Raw genomic sequence first — 21,889 nt, 5'->3', positions numbered from 1 at the left:
CCCCGCCGGTCTGGCGGGGTGTGGGGCGTGGGCGTCAGGTGTCGACCAGTGGCCCAGCGAGGGGTCCACTCTGGTTGTCGAGTCCGTTGTTGAGGTGCCAGATGACCTCGGTGTCGGTGACGGTCGCGGTGTAGCCATAGCGGTGCACCACCACGTGGTGTCGTCGACACAACGCGGCAGCGTTGTCCAGGTCCGTGGCGCCGCCGAAGACCCAGTGCACGATGTGATGAATCTCTGTCCATCCCGCGGGCATCGAACACCCGGGAAAGCTGCATCCGCGGTCTCGCAACAGCACTGCTGCGCGTTGGGACGGGGTGAACAACCGGTGCACCCGGCCCACGTCCAACGGCTCTGAGGGGCCACCGAGCATGATCGGGATGATCTGCGCGTCACACGCCAACCGCCGGATCGTCCCCGCCGACAAATGTTCACCCGTGGCGGTGTGGCCACCACCAGCCACCTTCCCCGCAAGAGCTTCCTTATCGATCGTGACGTGGATCTTCGCCTTCTCCGTCTGAGTCTGCCCTTCGGGGGCGGCGACGCCGCGGCCGATGATCTCCAACAACGCGTCCGCCCGGCGGGTGGATGCGGTGCGGTTGTCGAGCTGGTGGGCCCCGTGGTCATCGCCGCCTGGGCGCGGCGCGGACAGTGGGTCCAGGGCCGCGGTCAGGATCGCCTGCCCCTCCTCATCCAACAGCAACTGCCACTCCGCCAACCCGGCGACGGTCCCCACCCGGCGCAGCAACCGCCGCGCGGCTTTCGTGTTGTCCTCATCCTCGTCATCATCGGGCTCGACCAGGTGCTCACGCACTGCCGAAGCGACCTGCTTCATCCCGGCCAACGAGGTCGTCTCCACCTGGCCCGTCATCAGATCCGTCACGGCCTGCAACGACTCAGCCGTCGCGATCGAAGTCATCTCCCGGGTCAACCGGACGATCACCTCAGCCCGCGACACCCGCGCAGTGCCATCACCAACCTTCGCCGACAACGCCTCGAACCGGGCATCCCCGACAGCTGCGGCCATTCGTGCCGTCGCCAGCGCCTCGGGGCGGTCAATGCTCGGTGCCCAGGTGGTGATCCAGTCCGGCACCGAGTGCCCCGACTGGGCCGGCAGGCCCCGACTGATCGCCTCATGCGTGACAGTGACCAACAGCGACTGCGCGGCCTGCACCAACGCCTGCGCCGCGCCGACCGCTTCGCCCACCCCCTGCTCCGGCAACGACCCCAACGGGAACTCCGCCGCGAGCATCTGCACCATGTGCGCGCTGCCCGCCACAAACTCCGGCACCTCATGACCCGAGGCCGTCAACGGCACGCCACGATCAGCGGAGCTGCTCGTCGCCGCTGACCCATCAGCCGGCTGCTCGGCCTGGGACTCGATCTCCGGGACCGGCACCAAGGGGCCCGAGGCCGGCTTCTCCCGCAACGGCCCAGACCCAATCACCGGCGCATACCGCACCCGACCCCCACCCACCCGGACCGAGGTCGCGGACCTGCCCCTCGGCATACCCCCGTCTGTGAGCGCAGCCGACTCAGCAGCGGTGACACCGCTGTCCTCGAGTCCCGTCCTCTGCGCCATACAACAAACCTAGACGCCACCACTGACAGAGCCCTGACCTGCACAAACACGACCTGGGCCAGCGAGCGGTCGCGGCGGTCAACGTGCCGAGATGGCAGACTTGCGAAGCACGGTGAGCGCTCGGGCGGCGTGCTCACGCCAGCCGGTCTCCCCGCCCGAGTCGTGCCAGTTCCGCAGGGCAGCGATGAACGGCCAGATGATGCCACTGGCGATGATGCGGGACTCCGGGAAGCTCCAGCGTCCCGTGTCCGTCATCGCCCGAGCAAGATCATCGATGACATCGTCGATGACCAGGTAGGCCGCGGAGCGGATCGAGGGGACCTCGAACCACAGCCGGATCCGCGCACGCGTCGACTCCTCCTCGTCAACGAAGTGACCTTGCTCGATCACGCTGAAGGCCGCCTCTGCCGCCTCCCAGGGCGAAAGATCCTCCCCCAGGTAGTGCGCCAACGAGACGAGCAGCTGGTCGTCGTACTCGTCGTGCAGGATCACGCCCTCCTTGGTCCCGAAGTAGCGATAGACGGTGCTGGGTGAGACGTCTGCGGCATCCGCCACCTGCTCGATGGTCACCGCATCGAAACCATGCTCGGCAAACAGCGCGAGCGCGGTCTCCTGGATGTGGTGCATGGTGGCGGCCTTCTTGCGCTCCCGCAGGCCCTGCACCGGGGGGCTCTGCACCCCGGGCGGGGCCGACGCCGCACTCTGTCTCGACATGAACATCACTCCCAACTGGTAGTCACTGTCATCTTATCGTGTACAGTCACTGTCATGAGCAAGTCACTGTCAGATTCGGTACTGAGTGGTCGCGGTCTCGTGAAGACCTTCGGCGCGACGCGCGCCCTGGACGGCCTGAACCTCGAGGTCGCCTCGGGCGAGATCCATGGATTCCTCGGCCCGAACGGAGCGGGCAAGTCCACGACGATTCGGGCCCTGCTCGGTCAGCTCCGGTTGAACGACGGCCGTGCGGAGGTGTTCGGGATGGACCCCTGGCGCCACGGCGTTGCCACCCGGTCCCGCCTGGCCTACGTCCCGGGCGACACCTCACTGTGGCCGGGACTGTCCGGCGGCGAGTGCATCGACCTGCTCGGCGGCTTCCAGGGGACCATGGACCCACGTCGTCGCGATGACCTGGTCGAGCGGTTCGAGCTGGATCCGACGAAACGGGCCCGGACCTATTCCAAGGGCAACCGTCAGAAGGTCGCCCTGGTCGCGGCCCTGTCCTGCGACGCCGACCTGTTCATCCTGGATGAGCCGACCTCCGGACTCGACCCGCTGATGGAGTCCGTCTTTCAACAGGTCGTCGGCGACCTCAACGCAGAAGGTCGCACCGTCCTGCTGAGCAGCCACATCCTGGCCGAGGTCGAGGCCCTGTGCGACCGACTCACCATCATCCGCTCCGGGAGGACGGTATCCACGGGCACGCTCGAGGAGTTGCGACTCGGCACGCTGACCACGATCGACGCCATCACACCAGCTCCCCCGGCGCGCCTCGACACGATCGAGGGCGTCAGCAATCTCACGCAGGAGCAACGCCCGCACGACGTCAGGACCACGTTGACCGTCACCCACGCGGGACTCACCGCAGCCATCGCCGCCGTGAGCGCTGCGGGGCCGCGGGACCTGACGGTGCGCCCCCCGAGCCTGGAGCAGCTCTTCCTGGAGCACTACCAGGAGTCGGACGCGGACCACCAGGTGCCCAACGGAGGCCACCAGACACGCGACGGGCTGGTCGCCTGATGTCGCACCAGACCGAGGGCACCGCCAGGATCATCCGGCTCAGCCTGCGCACCGGTTGGCCCGGACTGCTCGCCGTGGCAGCCCTTGCGGCAGGACTGGTCACCACCGTGGCCGGGAGCATCGCCGCCCTCTATCCAGACCTGACAGACAGACAGCTGTATGCCGAGACTCTCGGAGTCTCGCCCGCCACCCAGGCGTTCAATGGGCTGGGGCACGGACTGCACACTCTCGGGGGCATCACGGCATACGAGATCGGGTTCATGGGCCAGCTCCTCTTCCCCCTGCTGGCCCTGCACGTGGCCGTGCGCCACACGCGGGGTGAGGAGGAGGCCGGGCGCACCGAGCTGCTGACGGCCACGCGCCTCGGACGCCTCGCACCACTGGCCGCTGGGGCAGTGCTGCTGCTGGGGACGTGCCTGCTGACCGGCGCCCTGATGCTGCCGGGCATGGTCGTGGCCGGGCTCGGGGCCGGGTCAATCTGGTATGTCGCCGGAGTCGTGCTGCTGATGCTGTTCTTCGGCGCGACAGGTCTGCTGCTCGGTCAGCTCGCCCAGTCCACCCGGACCGCCCACCTGATCGGCCTCGGCCTCACCACCGGCGCCTTCCTCACGCGGGCCGTGATCGACGGTCGCGGTTGGGACGCGGCCTGGGCCAGCCCACTGGGGTGGGCAGCAGCCATCGCGCCCTTCGCGCAGCCACGAGCCTGGCCCCTGGTTGCTTTCGCCCTCGGCTCGCTGCTCCTGCTCGCGGCCGCCACCTGGGTCGCCCTTCGGCGTGATCTCGGGGCGGGCGTCATCGCGCCGCACCCCGGCCCGGCGCGGGCGCGACCGGCACGTGTGCAGCCTGCCCTGGGGACGGTGCTCGGCGTCGCGTGGCGGCTCACCCGCCCCACCGCCCTCGCCTGGGGCGTCATCGCGGTGCTCTGGGCAGGGAGCTTCGGCCTGCTCACCGAGGAGATGGCCTCGCTCGTCGACGACAACCCGACCGTGCTGGCTGCCCTCGGGGTCGAGCGCGGAGCGGATGTGGTGACCGGCATGGCCGTGGTCGTCATCGTCCTGGCCGCAACCGCCGCCGCAGTCCAGGGATCCAGCCAGCTCGGCACCGAGGAGGGTGCGGGGCGACTCAGCGCGCTGCTGGCCACCAGGAGATCACGCACTGGGGTGTGGCTGGGCTGGTGGGCCGTGGTGGCCGCCTCCTCGCTGATCGTGCTGACCGTGGGCGTCCTGGCTCTCGGGCTGACGAGCTGGGCCACGACCGGTGATCGCGACACGCTCGGCACCGCCCTGGGCGTCGGTTGGGGATATGCCGTCCCTGTGCTCTTTGTTGCTGCGATCGCCTCCGCCCTGCGTGCCGCACTGCCCCCGCTTGCCGGGCTGGCGTGGCTGCTCGTCGGGTGGATCGTCCTGGTCGGGTTCCTGGCCGAAACCCTCCGGCTGCCCGCCTGGTCCCGCGACCTCTCCCCCGTGCACCTCGTCGGCACGCTCCCCCAGGACGACCTCTCCGGGGCCGCGACCCTCGCTCTCGGTGTCGCGGCCGCCACGATCTTTGCCGGATCCATCGTGGCCTTCCGCCGACGTGATCTGCGCACCACCTGACCGGTGGCGTCCCGGGCCCGACGTACGAAACCTTTACGAAAATGCGTATCAGCCGTACGAGACCTCTATCTTTTTGCGGGTGGACGGGGAATCTTCGTTTGGCGTGACTGTCGGGAGCCCCACCCTTGGTTTCCTTCGGCGCATGGGGTAAGTTCTCGAACGATATCCATCACGACCGGCAGAGGGACAGGCCCGATGAAGCCGGGGCAGCCTTCCGGGGAGCAATCCGCGGAAAAGGTGCCACATCCTGCGGTTCCTCTCGAGGACACCGGAAGATGGAGCTTCGCGGACGACGTCCCACGTCGCCCGGGAGTGCAGCCGTTTCTCGGTCAACCGCATGGTCTGACACCAGACATCTGGCGGCCTGACACCTGGGAAAGGCACCGTCATGACCGACATCTCCGCTCTGACCCGCGGCCTGCGCACCGGCATCGACACCGACCCGGCACAGGGTGCAATCGTCCCGCCGCTGTATCTCTCCTCAAACTTCAGCTTCGCCGAGTTCGGCGAGAAGCGGGACTACGACTACACCCGCAGCGGCAACCCGACCCGCGACCTGCTGGCCGAGGCGCTGACCACGCTGGAGGGCGGGCACGCCGGCACCATCACGGCAACCGGCATGGCAGCCATCACGCTGTGCGTGTCCACCCTGCTGCGCCCCGGCGACACGATCCTGATCCCGCACGACTGCTATGGCGGCACCTGGCGGCTGTTCGACTCCCTCGCCGGACGGGGGCAGTTCGACTACCAGTGCATCGACTATGCCGACGCCGAGGCACTCGAGGCAGCCCTGACCGGACCGCACCCGCCACGCGTGGTCTGGCTGGAGACGCCGTCCAACCCCCTGCTTCGGATCACCGACATCGCCGCCGTCACCGAGGCAGCCCACGCCGTCGGCGCCCTCGTCGTCGCCGACAACACCTTCCTCTCCCCCGTCCTGCAGCGCCCGTTCGAGTTCGGCGTGGACGCCGTGGTCCACTCGACGACCAAGTTCATCAACGGCCACAGCGACGTCGTCGGTGGCGCGGTGATCGCGGCGACCCCCGAGCTGCACGAGGAGTTCTCTTACTGGGCCAACGTGCTCGGGATCACCGGCAGCCCGTTCGACTCCTATCTCACGCTGCGCGGGCTGCGCACCCTGCACACCCGCCTGCGCGCCCACCAGGAGAACGCCGAGGTCCTGGTCGACCTCCTCGTGGACCACCCCGCAGTGGAGGCGGTCCACTATCCCGGCCTGCCCGACCACCCCGGCCACGAGATCGCAGCCCGCCAGCAGGACGGCTTCGGTGCGATGTTCTCCGTCGAGCTGCGCGGCGGCGAGGCAGCCGTGCGCGCGTTCCTGACCGGGCTGCGATGTTTCAGCCTCGCGGAGTCTCTCGGCGGGACCGAGAGCCTGATCGCCCACCCTGCCACCATGACCCACGCCTCGATGAGCGCCGACGCCCGCCGGACTGCCGGCATACGGGATGGTCTGTTGCGGGTCTCGGTGGGGATCGAGCACAGCGACGACCTGCGCGCCGACCTGGCGGCCGCCCTGGACCGGGCCGCCACAGCGACAGACAAGCCGACAGACAAGGCGACGGACACGGCCACCCGCCGCGTAGCCTGACAGCGAAGGAGGCACTCCCGTGGCACCACAGACCCCCGAGCCGGTCGGGTTCGGCACCCGCCTGGCCGACCGGTCAACACCGTTGCGACTCTTCAGCCTCACGCCACCGCGAGAGGCGACGGCGCCGGAGGACCTGAGCCGCATCGCCGACGTGACGATCGAGCGGCTGCAGCCCCTGGGCCTGGACGCGCTCGTGCTCTATGACATCGAGGACGAGTCGGACCGCAACCCGGACGTGCGGCCGTTCCCCTTCGTGCGCAGCCTCGACCCGGCGACTTTCCACGCCGACCACCTCGGCGGGTGGCAGCAGCCGGTCATCATCTATCGCTCGGTCGGCAAGTATGAACCAGCAGACCTGAAGAGTTGGCTCGCTGAGCAGGACCCCGGTCAGGTCGCCACCGTCCTGGTCGGCGCCTCCTCGCAGCACTCTGCTGTGCGCACCAAACTCGCTGAGGCACAGTCACTCTGGCAGGACACCGGGAGCCTGTTGCCGCTCGGCAGCGTCGCGATCCCCGAGCGGCACGCCCGCCGCACCGACGAGCACGACCGGATGCTGGGCAAGCAGGCGGTCGGCACGTCCTTCTTCGTCACCCAGGTGGTCTATGACCTGACGTGGGCCAAGGACCTGGTCTCCGACTATGCCTATGCCTGCCGCGAGCGCGGCGTCGAGCCGGCCCACCTGGTGTTCACGCTGTCGGTGTGCGGCTCGCTGAAGACCCTGGAGTTCCTGCAGTGGCTCGGGGTGCACGTGCCGCGGTGGCTGCAGAACCAGCTCGAGCACTCCGACGATCCGCTCACCGACTCCTATGACCAGTGCGCGACCGCGGCCGCCGAGCTGGCGACCTTCTGCCAGCGGCTGGGGGTCCCGTTCGGCTTCAACGTCGAGAGCGTGTCCAACCGCCGGGTCGAGATCGAGGCCTCAGTGCGCCTGGCCGGTGCCATCCGGGACCTGCTGGAGGACTGAGCAACCCACCCGCCGTATGCCGAGTGCTCACCCCGCGCGCCCCTCGCCCGACCTGCATGGTCGGCGGGCGTGCGGAGCAGGCTCACAGCGGCAGTCGGCTTAGCGGTCGTTCGGCTCGACGATCCGCGGCTCGGGACGACGCACGGCCATGACACCGATGCCCAGGTTGATGATCGCCAGCACCAGCAGCGCCCAGTCCAGGACTCCGCGGTCGTCGGACACCAGCCCGAGCACCGCGACGACGCCCAGCACGACGCCGATCACGATGTAGAGCCAGGCCTGCTTCTTGTTGCGCGCCGTGGCCTTCTCCCGGGCCGTCGGCTCCTGCGCGGGCACCCCAGCACTGTCCGGCCGCTCAGGGTTGTCGGGCCGCTCGGGGTTGTCCGGCACCTGTGGGCTGTCGGTCACGGCGTGCTCCTGTTGTCGGGGCTGAACGGGTCGATCTGCTTCTTGCGCGAGTTGATGACCTCACGCACGCCCATGATGCCGTTCGCGACACCGAGGATGATGAACAGCCAGTTCATGAACGCGCCACGGGTGTCGCCGACGAAGCCCAGCACGCCGAGCAGGATGAAGATCACGCCGAGGCCGACATAGAGCCAGCCGTTGAGCTTGTTGCGCGTCGGCTTCTTCTGCTGCGGGGGCGGCGGCACCTGGCCCGGCTGCCCCTGCGGGTTCTGCCCGTTCTGGAACGTCATGCCTGCATCGTTTCACGGCCCGGCGGGTGATCCCACTCACCGGGCGCGAGTCGGCCACCGGATGCGCTGTCGGTGTGAGCCATCGTGGTTGGCTGACCCCATGACCTGGCAGCGGACGCTCCGCCACTTCTTCGCCCTCCCCGCCGACGAGCTCTGGGAGGTCGTCGGCGACCCGACCCGGTGGCCGGCCTGGAGCGGCGCGATCCGCTCCTTCACCCTTGAAGCACCTCAACCGCACGAGTATGCCGAGGCGCCGGTCTCCCACACCGCCGCCGTGGCAGAGGCCCAGGTCGTGCAGGTGGCGGTCGGTCAGCGCGGCCACTATCTGCCCGCGCGCGGCTGGGCGGCGGCGCTGCACGGCCGCACGGCCGGTCCACTGCGCATCACGGAGGTGGAGCCTGGGCGCTCCCTCGGCTTCGAGCAGCCGGCACCGATCGGCGGGACCCGCGTGCGGTGGTCCCTGCTGGAGCACCCCGGGGGCGGCACCACCCTGGAGCAGCAGGTCACTGTCAATGGCCCGATGGCCTCGGCGATCGTCGCCAGCATCGGCAACGACCTGATCACCGACTGGCCGCTCGCCGTGGTGCGCCTGCACCGGGTGCTGCGGCCTCAGCCGGACGCCAACCTGCTCAAGGTCGTCATCGCGGGAGGCTCCGGCACGCTCGGCCGCTCCATCGCGGCGGACCTGACCACCCGCGGGCACGAGGTCGTGCTGCTCACCCGCCAGGTCAATCTGGCCCTGCCGCACCGACAGGTGCTCTGGGACGGCGCGAGCACCGGCCCGTGGGTCGAGGAGCTCGCCCAGGACCCGGCCAACACCGCCCTCATCAACCTCGCCGGGCGCCTGGTCGACGCACGCCCGACGCGGGCCAACGTCAGCGACCTGCGCGACTCACGGGTCCGCCCGACCCAGGCTCTCGTGGCGGCGAGCCAGCAGTTGGACGCGCCCCTGGCTCGCTGGATCCAGGGCTCCACGACGGCCATCTGGTCCGACGCCGGCGACCTGCACCTCACCGAGTCGAGCCCCCTGCCCGCTGGGCCCAACGCGCTCCCCCAGATGACCGGGGTCGCCGCGCCGTGGGAGGACGCGGTCGAGGGCGCGAACGCCGAGCACGTGACCATCCTGCGGACGTCCATCGTGTTGCAGAACGGGTCGCCAGCCCTGGACCGGCTGACTCAGTTGACCCGCGCGGGCCTCGGCGGACGCGTCGGGTCGGGCCGGCAGTGGTTCAGCTGGATCCACGTCGAGGACTGGCTCTCGCTCGTCCGGGCCACCCTCGGACTGGAGGAGGAGGTGGACCTGCCTGACGGCATACTCGTGGCGGCTGCACCCAACCCCGTGCGCAACCACGAGCTGATGGCCACGCTGCGCGAGCGGTTCCGGCGCCCCGCCGCTCCCCCGACCCCGTCGCCGCTGGTGCGGGTGGGCAGCATCGCGCTGCGCACCGACCCCGCCCTCGGTCTGACCGGGCGGCACGCGACCTCGGAGGTGACGACGGAGGCCGGGTTCGAGTTCGTCTATCCGACCCTGGACGGTGCGCTGCGCGACCTGACCAGCTGACTCAGTGCTGGTAGGTGCCGGTGAGGATCGCGCGGCCGAGCGTCTTGAACGCCAGGTTGAAGGAGACGACCGCGGGGCTCACGTCGTCGGTCACGCCGAGGGACTCCTCGCCGACGGCGTGCACCACGAAGAAATAACGGTGCACCTGGTCGCCCTCGGGCGGCGCGGCACCTTGGAAGCCAGGCTCACCACCATCGTTGCGGACGTGGAACGCCTTGCCCGGCAGCGCGTTCGCAGCCGCGTCGGTGTCCAGCGAGGTGACGTCTGCGGGCAGGTCCACCAGCACCCAGTGCCAATAGCCGGACGGTGTCGGCGCGTCCGGGTCGAAGCAGGTCACGACGAAGGACTTGGTGCCCTCCGGGGCGTCGGACCAGCTCAGCTGCGGCGAGACGTTGTTGCCGAGGGCGCCCACCTGGGCCTCGCCCAGCGGCTGGCCGTCGGGGACGTCGGTGCTGGTGACCGTGAACGACGGCACGGCCGGCAGCAGGTCGTAGGGATTGGGAGTGACAGGTCGATCAAGGGTCATGTGTCGAGGCTATCGACCGGCTCGATAGGCTGCTCGTCGTGGGGCCAGACACCGAGCAAGCCATCCGCCAAGCGTGGGCTGAACTGCTCGACGTCGAGGCGCTGGACGGCGGGGACCGCATCCTGCGGCTCACCCCCGACGCCGAGACGGTCTCGTTTGTGCGGGTCCTCGGGCAGGGTGTCTTCAGCGGCCCGGCGTGGGCCCTGCAACGTGCGACCAACCTGAGCGATGACGAGTTGAGCCTGTTGCCGGTGCTCATGCGGCTCGCCTCCGACCACGGCGCCCGCCCGCTCGGCGCCGCTGAGTTGTCCTACACCGAAGCCCGCGTCGAGCACGCCGACCTGCCCGCTACACAGGACGAGGCCGCGGTCGTGGCCCTCGAGGACGCCTGCTCCCCCGCCGACGTCGATGAGGTCGGTCTCGGCAGTATGCCGCACCGCTGGGTCCTCCTGGATCATCCTGACAGTGCTGTGGCCGAAGTAGGCGACGATCAGGGGCCTGAGGCCGAGGCGGCGGCGCCCTTGGCCGGCTCGGGCTATGTGGTCTGGGCCGACCGGCTGGCCCACATGGGCGTGCTGACCAGCCCGGCCGCCCGCGGCCGTGGCTACGGCGTCCTCGCCGCAGCCGTCGGCACCAACGCCGCCCTCGACGCCGGGCTGATCCCTCAGTGGCGTGCCCGGTGGGACAACGAGGCGTCCAAGCGCATGGCGCAGGTGTTGGGCTATGAGCTCGTCGGCAGCCAGACGACGGTATTCATCAACCCTGAGGTCTGAGCCTCCACTGGGCGTGCAGGCACAAGAGGGCCCGCGAGTCATTCCGCCCAGAACGGGCCGCCCCGCGACCAGGCGATCCGTGATGACCTGCTCGGTGCCGCGGCCGAGCACGCTACGGTCGCTGAATGAGCGACGAACCCCCCAGTGCGCGTGGCACTACGGGTCGACGACGTTGCCGCCGCCGCGGCGTTGTACGGGCAACTCGGCTTCGTGCAGATTGGGATGGTCCCGGATCCGAACGGACTCGTGCTGATGGCGACCCTGAGAAGAGGACTCTTGCAGTTGCTCGTTGACGCGTTGGAGGGGATGCCGTTCCCCGACAGTGCGCGCGAGCAGCTGACCAGGTCCGGCCCACGTGGACTCGGCGTGAACATCGGCATCGAACTGGCGGATGTAGACGAGGCCACCCGACTCGCCGTGGCCGCAGGATTCATCATTGCTGAAGGCCCGGAGTCTGCCCCGTGGGGCGAGCGTTTACGTGGAGGTCGAGGATCCGTACGGATACGCGTGGAAGTTCTACGGTGTGGAGCCGGAACCGCCGGACGATGGTCTTCAAGCCGCAGCCGACGCGTGGTTCGGCGTCGACTGACTCAACTGGGCTGGAGGCGCGTGGAAGGGCGTCACACCACCGCGATCCGACGTAGTGCAGGGCAGTCGGATCCATCTTGCTTCACTCCCGATTGGTTCGAGTCCCTAGTAGATCCCGGACTTGCAGCACCTCTGAAGGTGGAATCAACTTCAACGACAGCAGGTGATGGAGCAACTGCCCCTGAGTGGTCAGGCGAAGTTCAGTCAGCTGTTGACCTGGAAAGGGGAGGCCAAACCGGTCTGTCCGCTCCTGACCAGCATGGATATAACGCGCATTAAAGAGATCGCGCAACTCGCTTAGCGCTCCCCAGGCGGACCACGCACCCGGGTCGTCAGAGAGCTCACCTTGAGGTAAATCAATTTCGTTCCGGGATCCAACCATTGCGAGAAGAACGTACTGACGCCAGGTCATCTCTCCGGCCCTCTTAAGCGCCATCCCCGCCAGGTAGCGGTCGATCCCGTCATCGACTGCCGTGTTCGCGTACAGGTAGCCGATATGTCGAATCTTGTGCTCCTCGAAGCTGCCTTGGGCCGCGAGTAGAACGCCCTCGGCCATCTCCTCCGAAGAACTTAGGCCCTCGTCCTGTCTCTCGAAGAAGCCGTCGCTCCGGAGCTCGGCGCCCTGGCTCCGCAGTTCCTCTAAGTGCTGACCAGCATAGATCGCTGCACTCATTGCCCGTTGCCGACCTCTGCGGCCCAGAACGCGATCACCCACTTCTGCGATGGCCCATCGAAGCCCTTCAGCCGCAGCGGGGCCAATGGCCGCGCCTGCCAAGGCGCCAGCGGGACCACCGATGAAGAGGCCCGCTGCGGTACCCGCGGTAGCGCCCGAGATCTCAGCGCCCAGAGCAAGAAGGTCTTCACGATCGTTGTTGATGTCGTCGGTCACGGATCCATAATGGCGGCTCATTCGCCCTGGCGTTCGACGCGTAGGTCCCAATCGACACCGCGTCGCATCGCCGCGCAACGGCTCGGCTGTGCCGCCCCACGCCACACTGAGCCATGCTGGTCGCGTCGCAATACAAGGGAGGCCGGTCATGAGAGGGGACGAGGCCCGGGTGGTGGGGCCTTCTGCACATTCCTCGAGCGCGACGGTTGGGTTGTCTAGCGGTAGGTCGACTTCGCCGACGTCAAGGCGACGAAGGGCTCGGGAACGCTCTACGCAGAGGCAAAGGGCAGAACCGAAACGATGGTCAGCGACGTCGACACCCTTTACGGTCAGGTCCTGCGACGCGTTCCTGAGGAAGGGGCGGACGCAGTCCTTGATGTCGTGATTCCTGAACAGGCAGTCGCCGTGGCGCTCCGTGTCCCAGAGTGGATGAGGAACCGTCTCAGGGTCTACGTGTGGGCGGTCTCCGATGACGATCAAGTTCGACTTTGTGGCAGCCCCCTGACCCCTCGCAATGGGGCGTCAGCAACTAGGTGCCCATTCCACCGCGAGGGGACGCGTGTCCGTTCGGCGTAGTCTCAAAGGGTTCAGCGCCTCGTCGCGCCAGCGGCGGGTATCGGCCGAGGCCTCGAGCCAGGTCGCCGCAGAAGGCGACCATGACCACCACAACGAGTTCGAAGACGGTGCTGCCGTTCCAGCCGTCCACGATGAGCACCGCGCAACTTGCGGCAGTGTCGTTCCTGGCTCGTTACTCCGGAGCTACCCACGGCCTGTATACGACGCAACTGGCTCGCTGGTTCGCCTGGTGCGAGACCAACGGAGTGGACCCGCTCGTCGGGATACAACGAGCGCACGTTGAGCTCTATATCCGCCAGCTCGGAGAAGCAGGCCTGATGGACTCCGCGGTGAACACGATGATGCACGCTGTTCGGGGATACTTCCGGTTCGCGCACATCGATGGCACCATCCCGGCCGACCCTGCCGTGTACGCCCAGCTCCCGAAGGTCCACCGAGATGAGTCGCGCACCCAGGGCTTGGACCGGCTGGAGCTGATCCGCTTCCTCCAAGTAGCCCAGATGATCACCGTCCATCACGTCGCGCTGGCCTACCTACTGGGGATCAACGCCCTGCGCGCGTCCGAGGCCGCAGCAGGGCAGATCGAGGACTACGCCGACACCCTGCGCGGACACCGCGTCCTGCGCCTCATCGGCAAGGGCAACAAGCCAGCGACCATGCCTCTCACCGTCCCAGTGCTTCGCGTCCTCGAAGCCTGGCGAGTCGAGCGCACCGCCGGCCCACTGGTGCTGCGCCCGATCTCTGGCCACCCCCTCGACCGGCGCGATGTCTACCGGATGGTCGCACGGATCGCAAAGACGGCGCAGATCCCGCGCCACATCAGTCCTCACTCGCTACGGCACGCTGCCATCACCAACGCCCTGGACCCCGGAGTGCCCCTGCGCGACGCCCAGATCCTCGCCAGACATGCCGACCCCAGAACCACCGAGCACTACGACCGAGCCCGCGGCAACCTCGACCGCCACGGAGTCCACTTCCTCACCGCATATGTCGCCGGCGTCTAGCTCGGCACCCCGGCCCACGGGCATTCCGCCCAGTTTGAGGCACAATGCCTAGACCCAACGACACGCTTGCATCGTTGGATGCCCGTCTTGTTGATTTTTGTGCCCACCGGTCTGTGCGACGCCGGGGTGGCGAGGGAGGCTTTGAACGCAGATGCCTGACCCGCAGACAGTACAGCCCCGGATCGGGTTTCTGGTCGACGGTGACCCCGACACCGAACTCATGACCGCGCTCTACGAGCATGACAGCCTCGGTGTCCGCGTCAGGGTTCCTTATCACGTGTGGAGCGCTGATCTGAGAGGCCGCTGGTGGAGTCAGGGCACGATGTTCGCAGACGACCCCGACCGCACCAAGCACAGTTACAGCCCGCCGAGCGAACTCGACTACTACGACAATAAGGGGACGGTCGGACTCATCGGTTGCCGAAGCGGGCCATCAACGCAGAGGTTCGGCGGCCAATGTCCCGACGCAGGAGTCGGAATGATCCGAGCGTCCTTTGCCATTGAGGGCGCCGGCTTGGCGAAGCACTATGTCAAGCCTAACGGCCTCCGCTCGGAGATCGACGGTCTGGCCTACTGGCTGGGGTACTCAGCTCTCAGGTCCACCGTCAGTTTCAAGAAGGACGGCTCGGGCCGTGCGATGACTACCAGCGCCACTCCTGTCGACGACATGGAGCTAGGTCGCGCGCTGAACCTACGCGCCATGGCCCGGGCTACCAGCTCCGGACAGCAGACCCCGGAGGTGACCTATCGAAGTCAGGTGTTTCTCCAGACCTTCGCAAAGGCCCCACGCGAATGGAGCGATCACCTCACTCTGCATTTTGGAGTACGGGACCTCTTGCGGATCGCCGCCTGGAAGCCCCTGGACTTCCAGTCCCACGAGGCCGCGAGCACGAAGGAGACCTTCACTCTGAGTGGGGTGGAGCGGCAACCTTGGTACGCGGTTCGGACGGCCGTCACCTCTATGTCCGAGGCGACATGGACGGTCAGCGACCGGTTCCTATTCAACTACGCTGACATCGGCCGAGCGGGGGTTGGGCGTTGGCTCAAGCTCACAAATCAGTATGCGCGTGGCCTCGACCCCTTGGTCCGCCTACTCGACCTTGCGGGAGCGACTGTCGATGCCCACATGATGCAATTGGGCATCGCAATGGAGGCGGTCGGCTACCAAGCACTGATCGATTCTGGGCGTCCACCTGCCTCAGCGAACTCAACAAGCGTCAAGAGTCGAGTCGAGTTCCTCTTGGTGGAGACCGGCAATGCCGTCACGTTCGGAACGACCAACTTCGCTCAGGACTTCGCGGACTCGTACAACTCGGTGAAGCATGCGAACCGCGCACCCGTCGCTCCCGCGACGAAGGCTGAGCACTACCAACAGGGGGTGCAGTTGCTCCGCGCCTGGATCGCTTTGCGACTCGGACTCAAGAAGGCGGTCCTCAGAGATCGCTGGTGAACGTGCTCATAGTCTCAGAGACTAACCTCGGCGCCACTCAGACCTGCCGTGACCTCACCAACTCGACGGTGGTTGGTCGCAGCCGAATGAACTTGACCCACAACGCCGCGTTTCGCCCAGAATAGACTACAGGCGAGTCGGGTAGTTTTGCGCGCCGGCGCGAGGCCGCCCAGGAGGATAGTGACAACACTACTCTGCCGAGAAGGTCGTGCTGAGGCGCGCACTCCCCTACCCATTCGCCATCGCTCGACGGTGGGCAACAAACTCGGACCGAAGAGCGTTGTAGCGCTCATCTGAGAGCGACGCCAAGTACGAGAGCGCGTCGCCAGACCAGACGTGCGATGCGCCGTTGCTGTGCTTCCAGGCGTACTTGGTGTTGTCTCGCAGCGACTCCTTCCAGCAGATTACCTGGACGTCGTAGCTGGTCAGCTTTCGGCCCTTCCGCCTCGTGTTGACCTTCTTGAGCAGCTCCGTGGCGCTGTACGGGTGGGTCTGGTTCGGATCGGTCTTGCGGACGGCGATCTGCCCATCGGCCGTCGGGGAGACCGCCACCACCAGGTCCGCGCTCGACATCTTCTTCACCGACTGCATGTTGATGTCGTACATCGTGGCGACTCGCGCCATATCGCCACCGGAATCCTGCGCCTCGTCCATAAGGTGGCGCAGTTCCTTAATGAACTCCTCAACCTCAACGACCATCGTCGAGTTGCGGTCGACCTTCATGAACTGCACCGCGTCGGCCGGTGCCGCCGCTCCAAGTGGGAGCAACTGCCATGTCATGGAGTCCGCCAGGTCCTTCTTGAACTTGGCCAACATGAAGTCGCGGTAATTCAAGACGTTCTGCTGCAAGTACGGATAGAGGACTGCCCCAAGCCCTTGGGCGTTGTAAAGGTGGATCGCACGGTCGCGGTACTCGGTGAGCGCCTTGATGTTCGCGGTGGCTGCCGGACCGTCGATGTCAGCCGGCCAGAGATTTCTGGCGCTGACCCTTCCGAGCGCGTCGTCGATGCCTATTGACCTGTAACGCTCACCTCGCTGTTTCGGATAGAAAATCGAACGGTTCTTCTGGCGCAGCGTCGCCTTAAGCGCCAACTCCCACGCGTTAACGACTAGCATGACGGCGACTTCGTCGCGGTAGGTCATCTGCGGCTTGTTGTAGACCTCCACAGCCGACAGCATCGCTGAGAGCGAGTTGTCGGCCAGACGCTTGATCGAGACGTACGGTGCGCCCACGGTGTGGCCTCCCTATTGATAGGTCCTCGCAGTATGCACATCCCTCTCAGTAGCACAACGCCACCGACAGGTGGAGGGTCGACGCAAGCGTTACCCGTAGTGGAAGCTACAGCCTCGCCCCTCAGTACACTCCGCGACGACGTAAGAGGTCAGCCATGGGTCCAAAGTGGCTCTTCGTCTTTGAGGGTGGGGTGATAGGTTTAGCCCTCCGCCGATGAGGAGCCCCTAATATGCCGACTGCGAGGATATATGCATGAGTGAGGCTGAGGAAATGTGTGTCACATTCGTTCGCGCGTGGGCGGAATCAACGATTAGGCAAGTACAGCGTGTACGCGAGATTAAACAACAAGCCGCCAGGTTAAACCGTCAGCTCGACCGAGAGTGGGATCGAGACCTGGCGACAGAGCTTGAACCGCTCTGGCGCCAGAACTGGACGGAGGAGCACAGCCTGATCTGGGCACTCCATCAGTTGGAGCGTTGGACAAGCCGGCTGGCGCGCGAGCGTGGGATAGAGCTACCGGAGGCTAATGCTAAACTTCGCGACCTCAGAAACGCGCTAGAGCACCTCGATGAGGCGGTGCTCGAGAATGGCCACCTCGCAGAAGCCGGTGAAGACCCCCAGAAGAATCGCTCATTGCGCCGGCTGCCCGGAGCGAGTATCACCATTGCGACCAGCGGGAGGGTTTTCGGCACGTTCGACCTTCAAGAGCTCGAGGTGCTCGCTCGCGAACAGTTCGAGCGCATGGAGGATGAAGCATTCGAGCGTGAGGAGGCCGAGATCGAGGCCGCCATTGACTCCTATGTCGACGACATCATCGCGGCACGCCGCGAGTTGCGCTGAGCCACCCCGAGGAACCCGACCACATGGGTCAAACGTGCTCGGCGTGACTCGCCTGCGTCATATCGCCGCCTACGGTGCAAGGGCACGTTTGACCAACCGAGTGGCCCTCAGGCGGCGCGTGCGCGGCTATCCGCGCAGGCCCGGAAACCTCGGCGCCCACGTCAGCAGGAGTCCAAGCGAATCTGCCAGGTTAAGCCAACGTCTGTCTTCTGGTTCTCGCTCCAACACCAGAACGGGGCTGATCACGGATACATGTGCAGGTGGACGCTCGCGAAGCGCATGAACGTAGTCCAGGACCTGACCGATGCCGAGACGGACCTGCTGGTCTTGGCGGGCACCCGTCAGGCTCTTCACCTCGGCGACGAACAGAACTGTCGGTTCGTCGGGGGATCGCCACGCAGCGTCGACCCGAGGCGAGGTGAGCCCCATCGCGGGGACTGGAGCCAAGTGTGCGACGAGGAGCGCGAGAGTCGCCTGGTGGGCCGACGTACCTCGGTCGAGCCCGGAGAGATCGAGGTCCAGCCCAGTCGGTTTATGCTCCGGTGTCGCGCCGACGGTCAGGGGGGTAAGGCGAGGACTGGTCGGACGCATGGGGGTCGGAAGACTCAGTTCGACGGTATCCGCGTGAATCATCCGCGAGCGCAAGCACGGTGCACTCTCGCCGCTCAGCAGGGCGGCGATCCCACGGTCGTTGACGATGCAGATGTGGTTGCCTCGTCGCCGCTCCGCGTCGACGAACACGACGTTCTGGCTCCGCAGGTTTACTGGGTCGGTGACGACGTCCTCGGAGAGCTCGCCCAGGACGAGGAGGGTGACGTTTCGGTTCCGCGTACCGGCCAAGGGCAGACCGCCCCGCTTCCGCACTGTCTGGAACAGCTCGTCGCGCTTCACGTGCTTACCCTCAATGCGAGTCTTGCCTGTGAATAGCACGAGCCGACCCTGGAGGTCCTCGACGTAGCCATCGCACTCGGATCGCCCGGCCATCGCGCTCATGTGGTCAGGGTGGCAGACGATCGCACTTTCGTGGAGTGCTACGTGAGGGTCTCCGTGGAAACCGCCGCCCGCAGTTACACCAGCACGCCTAACAGGCTGCGCGCCCTCGCCGAGAGATACGGCTTAGAATCCGGGGCAACTTACCCGTGCCGGGCCACGCGTAGGACGTCCTGACGGGCCGCGACGCCTGCGTCCTTCTGCCGCGTTAGGTGCCTTGACGCTGGAAACGTCCGACCTGACGTTCCCGGAGCGGCGCAGCGTCGCGGGCGCTGACCGCCACGTCCGCCTGTTGACTTGGTGAAGGCAGGGTCGGTGCGGACTGGGTGCCGCGCCAGATCCCGAACACTGCGGACCGACGTCGGCCGGCTGTCAGCCCCGTCTGCCAGGATCTCAGTGCCCGCCTACACTTCGAACCGGAGTTCAACTTTGTTTGCAAAGCCGAGCGATTATCCCTGTGCCATCTCCGATCAATCCGACGATGGGCATGAGGCCGCGCTCCGATGGGTTGGCTCGCATCTTCAGGACGGCCAGCACCTGACGGTCTGGGTGTCCCAGAAGAGCGTCCTAGGCGCCAACGACTTTGTGCGCGGTCTCACTTCATCGCGACGGGTGGAGGTCGCAGTCGGACGAGGGGGTGGGTTCTACAGAGCAAACGGCCCGGTGCTGGCCCTTTACGCTGACGCAGACGACTTGGGCAAAATCATCCGTGCCACTGGGATCACCGCACTTTGTGTCGTTCAATGGGCCGATCATCTGAGCACTTGGGCCAAGGAGGTCGGCGCGACAGTGCTGCATGAAATCGAGTTGGACGAGGAGGATCGGGTGCTCTGGGGGATCGTGGAGGTGGAGGAACTACAGCCTGAAGTGATTTCGGCCCTTGAGTCTATGACTCGGTTGATCAACCACAGTAACACCATCAGCGCGGGTTATGAGAAGCGTGTCGTCGTCCGTGAACTGCTGAAGCTCCACGACGCGGGATTGCGCCTACCGGCACAGGAAATGAAGGAGTGGGCTGCCGCTCACGGTTGGACGAGCGAGAGCCCTAAGCGCCTCGCGAACTTCGCGACCCGGATTAACGAAGGCGCCCGCCCCCGAGCTCGTTAGCGTTCGCGGCTTCCCTGTTCCCACTGCACACAGAGCTCAAAGGCGCGTCTTAGCACCGCAAGGAGTGCGGATGGACACACGAGTCCGTCTTAAGGTCCTGGCGTGCTGGCTTTGGCTGGGCGGATGTGCGGATCAGTTGTCTACTGACCCCTGCTGATTCGCAAAGACTTGATGAAGGTGAGAAAGGTCGCTTGGCTGAAGGATGATGAGGTTGATGCCGGCGGTGTCAGCAAGGAGACGCTTGCGGTCAAGTTTGTGCAAGTATTCGTTTGAGGAGAGTCCGGCAGCTTCCACGAATGTGCCGTCGGCGAGTTTCCAGTCCGCTCGTAGCCCATTCGGGTTGAGCTCCGCGTCGTGGGGGTACGAGGGTTCGACGGAGTGCGCGATCCCCTGCCGCGTCAGGAAGTCGTCGACATACCTCTCGAAGAGAGACCTGCAAGGGTGCCCGTCAGTGGCAGTGCTGTAGATGCCGCGTGAAGGGCGCCAGCCGTCAAGCATGCCAGTTGCGGCGAGCACCGCCGACCATGAACCGACAGCGGGGACCACCATCCGTAGACATAGTTGCCTCACGCGTTCTCTCGTGTCTAGGGTCCGCATGGCGGTGAGCGGCACACGAAGAATCTCTCGGGATGGGAGACCGCCCGTCGCGCGCGATAGTTCGACCAGTGCGTCCCGACATGCTTTCGCCGGGTATATGGTCGCCGTGGTCCCTGGGCGCGTTCCTGGTTCCACCCACCCGTGGTAGGCGTCACCTGCACAGCGAGGGCACACTTGATTCGATCCGGTGAATGTCACCGCTCCGACCGGGAGTATCGCAACTGGGAACTTCAGGCGGCACAACAGGCATCTGGTGAGCAGGCCGAGATCGACCGGCGCGTCGAGGAGTCCGTTCTGTCTGAGCGCTGCGATAGCGAGCAAAATCTGCGCTTGCCCGTTGACGCCCAACTCGAGTACCGGGTCGTGGAAGAACTTATATTGCCACTCGCGGCGGCGGCTCTCTTCTCCGTCCTGAAAGAGGGCGACGAGACCGGGTTGAGTCGCGGACCTTCTGCTGCGTGCCGACAATCCTCCCAGGCTTAGATGGCCACGAAGCGGTTCGCCCTTGTGATTTACCGGGGTTGTGGTGATCTCGCGCCATGGGAGAGAGTCCCACCAGTCCGGCTCGGTATCGCGGAGGTTAAGCGCTGCGAGAGCAGGGGTATGGATAGCGGATAGTTCTCGCGCTTGCCTAACTGCGGCGGGTGCCGTGGGCGGGACGGGGATATAATCCACGGCGGCGGCCAACTGATCCAACTGCTCACTACTCAAGGCCCAGTCGCGACGCTCAGGCTGACCTGCGTGCGGCATGAGCCAGTACCTATGCCATGGCTCTTCCCTGGCAAAGAGGCCCTCTAGCGCCTCAGCCACACTGGGCGGAATGGCTACCCGAGTACTCACCAAGAGTCGTCGCCGTGCTCCGGAACCATTTCGCGGCGCTGGGTTCGCCTTCCGCCGGCGCGAAGGCTCGGCTGTAGATGAAGGCTTGGCTGTGGGTACATTATCGCCGGCCGCAAGGAGGGCTGTTGCACGTTCGAGGGCTTGGATCGTTCCATCTACTCGCGCACGCCAGGACAAGCGGTCGACGGATCGCTGGGAGTATCCCTTGGAGGGAATGCAGTCCAGAAAGCCAGACACGGTCAAGCCGTGAGTAGCGAGGAGTTCTCTGACCGGCGACTCCCACGCGGGCGACAGGCAAGTCACCTCTTGGGTGTCTGGGTAGTAGACGGCAACCTTTTGCGGCAGGCCACGCTTCCCGCTGTCCCAGAGCCCTTGCTGCCAGTCAAGGTTTGTCCGGAATCTGGCCAGGGAAGCACCGACACAGACCACCACGGACACACGGTCTTGAGTCACCTGCGTCAGTGCGCCGATCATTCGGGGAGAGGCCCACCCGTTGAGCGGACGACGTGGGGCGTAGCCGTTCGTCTCAAGGTACTCGGTCACACTACGTCGGTCGGTCCCATGCGTAACCATCAGGACCCCGGAATCTATATCGAGACAGGCGACCCGATCCTCTCTCCGACTCACTAGCGCCCATCGGTCACCTGTAGTGTGCGACCTGCTGATGCGGTGAGTGAATGCATTTTCGCCCGCACCTTCTGGCGGCGGTGCCACCTTCATGTAAGCATGCAT

Annotated in this window: 19 protein-coding genes and 1 riboswitch; of the genes, 10 read left to right on the top strand and 9 right to left on the bottom strand. The window is 66.1% G+C overall.

The window, feature by feature from the left end:
* Nucleotides 1-34: 34 nt before the first annotated feature.
* Both NF556_RS08045 and NF556_RS08040 read right to left on the bottom strand, forming a co-directional pair.
* On the bottom strand, nucleotides 35-1,579 hold the full coding sequence (locus tag NF556_RS08045; protein WP_252595122.1) for an HNH endonuclease signature motif containing protein: 1,545 nt from the start codon (nucleotides 1,577-1,579) through the stop codon (nucleotides 35-37).
* Nucleotides 1,580-1,657: 78 nt separating this feature from the next.
* The gene (locus tag NF556_RS08040) at nucleotides 1,658-2,293 is read right to left on the bottom strand and encodes a TetR/AcrR family transcriptional regulator (RefSeq protein ID WP_252595121.1); all 636 of its coding nucleotides are present in this window, start codon (nucleotides 2,291-2,293) and stop codon (nucleotides 1,658-1,660) included.
* A gap of 54 nt (nucleotides 2,294-2,347) precedes the next feature.
* Between NF556_RS08040 and NF556_RS08035 the strand changes: the two genes are divergently transcribed.
* The 4 genes from NF556_RS08035 (at nucleotide 2,348) to NF556_RS08020 (ending at nucleotide 7,484) form a co-directional block, all read left to right on the top strand.
* Nucleotides 2,348-3,316, top strand: a complete 969-nt coding sequence (locus NF556_RS08035; RefSeq protein WP_252595120.1) for an ABC transporter ATP-binding protein — start codon at nucleotides 2,348-2,350, stop codon at nucleotides 3,314-3,316.
* Nucleotides 3,316-4,911, top strand: a complete 1,596-nt coding sequence (locus tag NF556_RS08030; protein WP_252595119.1) for an ABC transporter permease — start codon at nucleotides 3,316-3,318, stop codon at nucleotides 4,909-4,911. Before NF556_RS08035 ends, NF556_RS08030 begins: the two co-directional genes overlap by 1 nt.
* 163 nt (nucleotides 4,912-5,074) lie before the next feature.
* Nucleotides 5,075-5,193: riboswitch (SAM riboswitch) on the top strand.
* Between the two features lie 106 nt (nucleotides 5,194-5,299).
* A complete protein-coding gene (gene metB / locus NF556_RS08025) occupies nucleotides 5,300-6,520 on the top strand; it encodes a cystathionine gamma-synthase (protein ID WP_252595118.1) in 1,221 nt (406 codons plus the stop codon).
* Between the two features lie 19 nt (nucleotides 6,521-6,539).
* Complete coding sequence (locus tag NF556_RS08020) at nucleotides 6,540-7,484, top strand: methylenetetrahydrofolate reductase (RefSeq protein WP_252595117.1); 945 nt, start codon at nucleotides 6,540-6,542, stop codon at nucleotides 7,482-7,484.
* A 99-nt stretch (nucleotides 7,485-7,583) separates the two neighbouring features.
* Here the strand turns inward: NF556_RS08020 and NF556_RS08015 are convergent, their stop codons facing one another.
* Entirely contained in the window at nucleotides 7,584-7,892 is a 309-nt protein-coding gene (locus NF556_RS08015; RefSeq protein ID WP_252595116.1) for a hypothetical protein, read from the bottom strand.
* Complete coding sequence (locus NF556_RS08010; RefSeq protein ID WP_252595115.1) at nucleotides 7,889-8,182, bottom strand: hypothetical protein; 294 nt, start codon at nucleotides 8,180-8,182, stop codon at nucleotides 7,889-7,891. The genes NF556_RS08015 and NF556_RS08010 overlap by 4 nt, the downstream gene beginning before the upstream one ends.
* Before the next feature lie 100 nt (nucleotides 8,183-8,282).
* Between NF556_RS08010 and NF556_RS08005 the strand changes: the two genes are divergently transcribed.
* The gene (locus NF556_RS08005) at nucleotides 8,283-9,743 is read left to right on the top strand and encodes a DUF1731 domain-containing protein (protein ID WP_252595114.1); all 1,461 of its coding nucleotides are present in this window, start codon (nucleotides 8,283-8,285) and stop codon (nucleotides 9,741-9,743) included.
* A gap of 1 nt (nucleotide 9,744) precedes the next feature.
* Here the strand turns inward: NF556_RS08005 and NF556_RS08000 are convergent, their stop codons facing one another.
* A complete protein-coding gene (locus tag NF556_RS08000; RefSeq protein ID WP_252595113.1) occupies nucleotides 9,745-10,269 on the bottom strand; it encodes a YbhB/YbcL family Raf kinase inhibitor-like protein in 525 nt (174 codons plus the stop codon).
* Nucleotides 10,270-10,307: 38 nt separating this feature from the next.
* On the opposite strand from NF556_RS08000, the gene NF556_RS07995 reads away from it, so the two are divergent.
* Nucleotides 10,308-11,042, top strand: a complete 735-nt coding sequence (locus tag NF556_RS07995) for a GNAT family N-acetyltransferase (RefSeq protein ID WP_252595112.1) — start codon at nucleotides 10,308-10,310, stop codon at nucleotides 11,040-11,042.
* 670 nt (nucleotides 11,043-11,712) lie between these two features.
* Here the strand turns inward: NF556_RS07995 and NF556_RS07990 are convergent.
* Nucleotides 11,713-12,519: a hypothetical protein gene (locus NF556_RS07990; RefSeq protein ID WP_252595111.1), complete on the bottom strand. Its 807-nt coding sequence runs from the start codon at nucleotides 12,517-12,519 to the stop codon at nucleotides 11,713-11,715.
* A gap of 656 nt (nucleotides 12,520-13,175) precedes the next feature.
* Here NF556_RS07990 and NF556_RS07985 point away from each other — a divergent pair.
* A complete protein-coding gene (locus NF556_RS07985; RefSeq protein WP_252595110.1) occupies nucleotides 13,176-14,099 on the top strand; it encodes a tyrosine-type recombinase/integrase in 924 nt (307 codons plus the stop codon).
* Between the two features lie 151 nt (nucleotides 14,100-14,250).
* Nucleotides 14,251-15,549, top strand: a complete 1,299-nt coding sequence (locus NF556_RS07980; RefSeq protein WP_252595109.1) for an ApeA N-terminal domain 1-containing protein — start codon at nucleotides 14,251-14,253, stop codon at nucleotides 15,547-15,549.
* 228 nt (nucleotides 15,550-15,777) lie between these two features.
* On the opposite strand, the gene NF556_RS07975 is transcribed toward NF556_RS07980, so the two are convergent.
* Nucleotides 15,778-16,782: a DUF3644 domain-containing protein gene (locus NF556_RS07975; RefSeq protein WP_252595108.1), complete on the bottom strand. Its 1,005-nt coding sequence runs from the start codon at nucleotides 16,780-16,782 to the stop codon at nucleotides 15,778-15,780.
* A gap of 253 nt (nucleotides 16,783-17,035) precedes the next feature.
* Here NF556_RS07975 and NF556_RS07970 point away from each other — a divergent pair, with 253 nt between their 5' ends.
* Nucleotides 17,036-17,623 (top strand): hypothetical protein, encoded by a 588-nt coding sequence (locus NF556_RS07970; RefSeq protein WP_252595106.1) that lies wholly within the window; start codon nucleotides 17,036-17,038, stop codon nucleotides 17,621-17,623.
* 126 nt (nucleotides 17,624-17,749) lie between these two features.
* Here the strand turns inward: NF556_RS07970 and NF556_RS07965 are convergent, their stop codons facing one another.
* The gene (locus tag NF556_RS07965; protein ID WP_252595104.1) at nucleotides 17,750-18,616 is read right to left on the bottom strand and encodes a hypothetical protein; all 867 of its coding nucleotides are present in this window, start codon (nucleotides 18,614-18,616) and stop codon (nucleotides 17,750-17,752) included.
* Between the two features lie 690 nt (nucleotides 18,617-19,306).
* Here NF556_RS07965 and NF556_RS07960 point away from each other — a divergent pair.
* Nucleotides 19,307-19,720: a hypothetical protein gene (locus tag NF556_RS07960; RefSeq protein ID WP_252595102.1), complete on the top strand. Its 414-nt coding sequence runs from the start codon at nucleotides 19,307-19,309 to the stop codon at nucleotides 19,718-19,720.
* Between the two features lie 132 nt (nucleotides 19,721-19,852).
* Here the strand turns inward: NF556_RS07960 and NF556_RS07955 are convergent, their stop codons facing one another.
* On the bottom strand, nucleotides 19,853-20,269 hold the full coding sequence (locus tag NF556_RS07955; protein WP_252595101.1) for a hypothetical protein: 417 nt from the start codon (nucleotides 20,267-20,269) through the stop codon (nucleotides 19,853-19,855).
* Between the last annotated feature and the right edge of the window lie 1,620 nt (nucleotides 20,270-21,889).

Source organism: Ornithinimicrobium faecis (genome assembly GCF_023923225.1).
GTDB lineage: Bacteria > Actinomycetota > Actinomycetes > Actinomycetales > Dermatophilaceae > Ornithinicoccus > Ornithinicoccus faecis.
Note: the sequence above shows the minus strand (reverse complement) of the source record. Positions and strands in the feature narration are given on the sequence as shown.